This is a genomic window from Coprococcus sp. AF102-57, from assembly GCF_027686195.1.
Taxonomy (GTDB): Bacteria; Bacillota; Clostridia; order Lachnospirales; family Lachnospiraceae; genus Allocoprococcus; species Allocoprococcus comes.
Genome location: NZ_JAQCSY010000043.1, coordinates 1 through 3,852, shown reverse-complemented (window position 1 = coordinate 3,852; position 3,852 = coordinate 1). Strand labels below are relative to the sequence as shown.

The 3,852-nt window shown below is 38.5% G+C and carries 4 protein-coding genes and 1 pseudogene; 3 read left to right on the top strand and 2 right to left on the bottom strand.

Annotated features, from left to right (window positions below):
- Together PGZ10_RS16910 and PGZ10_RS16415 are read right to left on the bottom strand one after the other, a co-directional pair.
- Positions 1-572, bottom strand: a pseudogene (locus PGZ10_RS16910) (IS91 family transposase); the annotation flags it as partial.
- Positions 569-1,417 (bottom strand): tyrosine-type recombinase/integrase, encoded by an 849-nt coding sequence (locus PGZ10_RS16415; protein WP_270541899.1) that lies wholly within the window; start codon positions 1,415-1,417, stop codon positions 569-571. The gene PGZ10_RS16415 and the pseudogene PGZ10_RS16910, both read right to left, overlap by 4 nt.
- A 243-nt stretch (positions 1,418-1,660) precedes the next feature.
- On the opposite strand from PGZ10_RS16415, the gene PGZ10_RS16410 reads away from it, so the two are divergent.
- The 3 genes from PGZ10_RS16410 to PGZ10_RS16400 all read left to right on the top strand — a co-directional run bounded on the left by PGZ10_RS16410 (position 1,661) and on the right by PGZ10_RS16400 (position 3,307).
- Positions 1,661-2,104 carry a GNAT family N-acetyltransferase gene (locus PGZ10_RS16410; protein WP_034880612.1) on the top strand — a complete coding sequence of 148 codons (444 nt, stop codon included), beginning with the start codon at positions 1,661-1,663 and terminating at the stop codon, positions 2,102-2,104.
- A gap of 31 nt (positions 2,105-2,135) precedes the next feature.
- Positions 2,136-2,561 (top strand): N-acetyltransferase, encoded by a 426-nt coding sequence (locus PGZ10_RS16405; RefSeq protein ID WP_270541897.1) that lies wholly within the window; start codon positions 2,136-2,138, stop codon positions 2,559-2,561.
- A gap of 140 nt (positions 2,562-2,701) precedes the next feature.
- A complete protein-coding gene (locus tag PGZ10_RS16400) occupies positions 2,702-3,307 on the top strand; it encodes a helix-turn-helix domain-containing protein (RefSeq protein ID WP_270204088.1) in 606 nt (201 codons plus the stop codon).
- Positions 3,308-3,852 lie beyond the last annotated feature (545 nt).

The window sequence follows — 3,852 nt, the reverse complement described above, 5'->3', positions numbered from 1 at the left end:
AAATTCAAGCCTGTCATTTTCCCAGAGCTGCTTAAGTTCAGCCATATATTTTCCACGAAATATTTTGGAGATCACCTTAATCGGAAGAAAAAAATCTTTCCCGTTGTCTTTCCAATGATTTTTCACATCCAGCCCTCCACCAAGAACAATCGCATGGATATGAGGATGAAAATTCATGGTGCTTCCCCATGTATGGAGGATACAAATATAGCCGATATCAGTCCCAAGATATTTACTATCAGCAGCAAGTTCACTGAGAGTATCTGAAGCCGCATGATAAAGAGCAGTGTATAAGAATTTCTGGTTGCTGTAGATAATGGGATTAAGTTCTTCTGGAACTGTAAAAACCACATGGAAATAAGGTGCATCTAAGATCTGTCACGGCAGGAGTTATAGTGGACTGATCTACAACCGCAGTCCTCGCATACGCTTACGTTCACACCGAAGGCACCGGTTTTGCAATTCATGATGTGGTAAGCGGCTTTTCTCTGAGCGGGAGAAATATCATGTGTGGATTCAAATGATGAATAAAAACGATGAAAAACATCCTGAATCGTACAATCCTTACTCATGATTCACCACCTTCCGGGTTGTCGAACGGGCTGCAGATTCCAAGAAGTGTCTTGTTGCTCACATGAAGGTAAACATCTGCAGAGCGAGGATCAACATGTCCCAGAAGTGACTGGATATATTTTATATCTGTGCCACTTTCGAATAGGTGGCTGGCAAAACTATGACGGCACGCATGAGAGGAAACATGACGGGTAATGCCGGCGAGTTTAGCACTTTTCTTAAAGAACTGGTTAACACTGGCTATATCAAGATATCCACCGGACCAGGAACTTGGGAAAAGGATATCTTTAGGGCGACCACATTTGTACCAATACTCTGTGAGAAGGTCTAAATTTTTTTGAGACAGAATTGTATACCTGTCAATTCTGCCTTTGGTTTCACGAACATGAATCGTCATGTTGGTACGTGAAATGTCATCATAATGAAGATGAACGACCTCCGATACACGTAATCCGGAAGAATACATAGTTGCAATAATCGCTTTATGCTTCAGATTCGGAGTGGCGTCAATGATTGCATTTATTTCATCACGGGATAGAACAGCAGGAAGATTTCGCTCTCTTTTCATAGCCGGAACAGTGTCATCATCCCAGACAATCTTCAGCACCTTTTTATATAAGAACTTGATTGCAGACCGATAGTGATTGTGAGTTTCAGGAGACCTTCCTTCCAGACGTTTGGCAGTAAGAAAACTTTCCGCATCTTCAAGTGTAAGATCAGAAACATTTTTTCCAATCCAACGAAGGAAGTAACTGACATCAGAGCAATACAGTTGAATAGTTCTTTCACGCAGGTTACGTTTTTCCGCTTCATTGCGGATGGATTCAAAAATATCTTTATACATAATAAAACCTCCAGAATAAGTAGTGTTAATAATTACATCTACCTATTCGGAGGTGCGTTAGCGTCATAATTCCGATTGCGGAAGAGACTGGAAAATGTTATTCTTATCATAGGCAGTGGAGCTTTCTTAGTTCAGTTGTTTCGTGTGGTAACTTAACAATAACGGATTATGGAAAGTAATTCCACTGCTTTTTTAGGCCATCGCGCAGCGATTTTGTTCAATCAGAATTTGTAGGTGCGATTGATGAAAATTATTGAAGTTAAAGAAAATAAAAAACAATATCTTGATTTGCTCCTATTAGCAGATGAGCAGGAAGATATGGTTGACCGTTATCTTGATAACGGCAAGATGTATGTACTTGATGATAATGGGGTCAAGTGTGAGTGTGTCATAACCGATAAAGAAAATGACATACTTGAAATCAAGAACATTGCGACAGTTCCAGAATATCAAGGGAAAGGTTATGCAAGAGCCTTAATTGAGTTTATTGTTAATAATTACAGAGAGCAATATGCCATTCTGCAAGTGGGAACAGGCGATAGCCCACTGACAATACCATTTTATGAAAAGTGTGGTTTTGTCCGTTCGCATATCATATCAAATTTCTTTATAGATAATTATGACCACCCAATCTATGAGAGTGGAATACAGTTGGTAGATATGGTGTATTTGCAAAGACCGTTATAATTTAAATTCAAGTTTATGGAGAGTCACCGTTATGATTAGAGAATTTCAAAGGGATGATATAAATAAAGTTGCAGATATATGGTTGGATACAAATATAAAGGCACATAATTTTATCCCCGCCGAATACTGGAAAAGCAATTTCAAATCAGTAAAAGAAGCGTTGTTACTAGCAGAGGTTTATGTGTATGAGTATGATACAGAAATACAGGGTTTTATAGGGTTAAATGATGAATATGTTGAGGGCATTTTTGTTTCTGGTGAAATGCAATCGCAGGGTATAGGTAAAATTCTGCTGAATTATGCAAAGGATAAAAGGAATAAGTTGCACTTGAACGTATACCAAAAGAACGCACGGGCAATATCTTTTTATAAGAGAGAAGGATTTGAGATTCAGCATAATGGCTTAGATGAGGCTACCGGAGAAAAAGATTATGTAATGACATGGCAACACAAATAGAAATTCCAGCTTGTATAATTGAAAAAATGAAAAACGCATAGACAACTGTGTCTATTAGTGAAAATACGACATTTCTCGCTTTGTGTCGTGTTATTTGCAGATAACAGATTCTATATTTGATGATGAAAGGAGGAGTTGAGGTGGACCAAGTAAAAATCGGGAATTTTTTAAAAAAACTTCGCAAAGAAAAAGGCATTACACAGGAGCAGTTGGCAGAAATATTAAATGTCTCTGGAAGGACTGTATCCAGATGGGAAACCGGAAACAATATGCCGGATATCAGTATTCTTGTGGATATTGCAGATTATTATGATATCAGCATTCCTGAGATTATCAGTGGAGAAAGGAAAAGCGAGATGATGAACGAAGAAGAAAGAAAAATTGCTAAAACAATGTCAGATTATGCAACTACAGAGAAAGAGAAGATTTTTAAGGAAATGAAGCTCCAAAGTGTCATGGGAGTTTGTGCATTGGTTCTATACTGGATTCTGCATGAAACAGGTGCATATATGTATAATGATGTGTTAGGAAAGCTTGCCGGCTATTGTGAGACCTTGGTATCTGTGTCAGTCATAATGATGGCAGCATTTACGACAGGATCTTTAAGCAAGGTGCGGAGCAAGAGTAGGAAAGTTTTTGTGTTCGAAAATTTCCCAAAACCTATGCAATTAGTTGTAACTGCAGTTGTTGCTTTTGGTGGAGCTGCTGTGATCAATCTGGTACTGGTGTATTTTTTCGGCTTATAAGTATTTTCAAATTCGTATTACATACTATGGAAAAAGAACTTTTTGACATTTTCACAGATGCGTGCTAATATGATTATAGAAAAAGAGTGCTACCGATAGACGGTTAGTCCGTTTTACTATTTAGAATATCATCAAAGATAACCGCTTAGTTTACCAGACCAGGGCGGTTATTTTTGTGGTTTATGATTATCTTTGCCTAATGTATATCCGATACTAAAGCAGGTTAAGCCGAAGCTCACTACTGCTATGAAGTCAATAATACTCATTGGCTTAGCCCTCCTTTCCACTGGATTCCTTTACAGGTTTCTATGTAATCAGAGGGTCACAGGTCTCCGTTTCACTTCGGTCGTTGCAAAACGAGTGCACTGGCACTCTGCAACTCTCTGGAGAAGGACTAACCGCCTACCGTTATGGTAGCACCCATGTTTCGATTATAACAGTTAAAAATTACCGGTGCAATATAAAGTTGGTAGAGAAGTATCTAGTATCTACAGAAGAGAATCGGTTTGAGTATACTCCGGTGCCAAAACGGTGCCAAGAAATCA

Bases quoted from the DNA above. Each gene is read 5' to 3' on its own strand.
- PGZ10_RS16415 (WP_270541899.1), bottom strand. From the start codon at position 1,417: ATGTATAAAGATATTTTTGAATCCATCCGCAATGAAGCGGAAAAACGT.
- PGZ10_RS16410 (WP_034880612.1), top strand. From the start codon at position 1,661: ATGAAAATTATTGAAGTTAAAGAAAATAAAAAACAATATCTTGATTTG.
- PGZ10_RS16405 (WP_270541897.1), top strand. From the start codon at position 2,136: ATGATTAGAGAATTTCAAAGGGATGATATAAATAAAGTTGCAGATATA.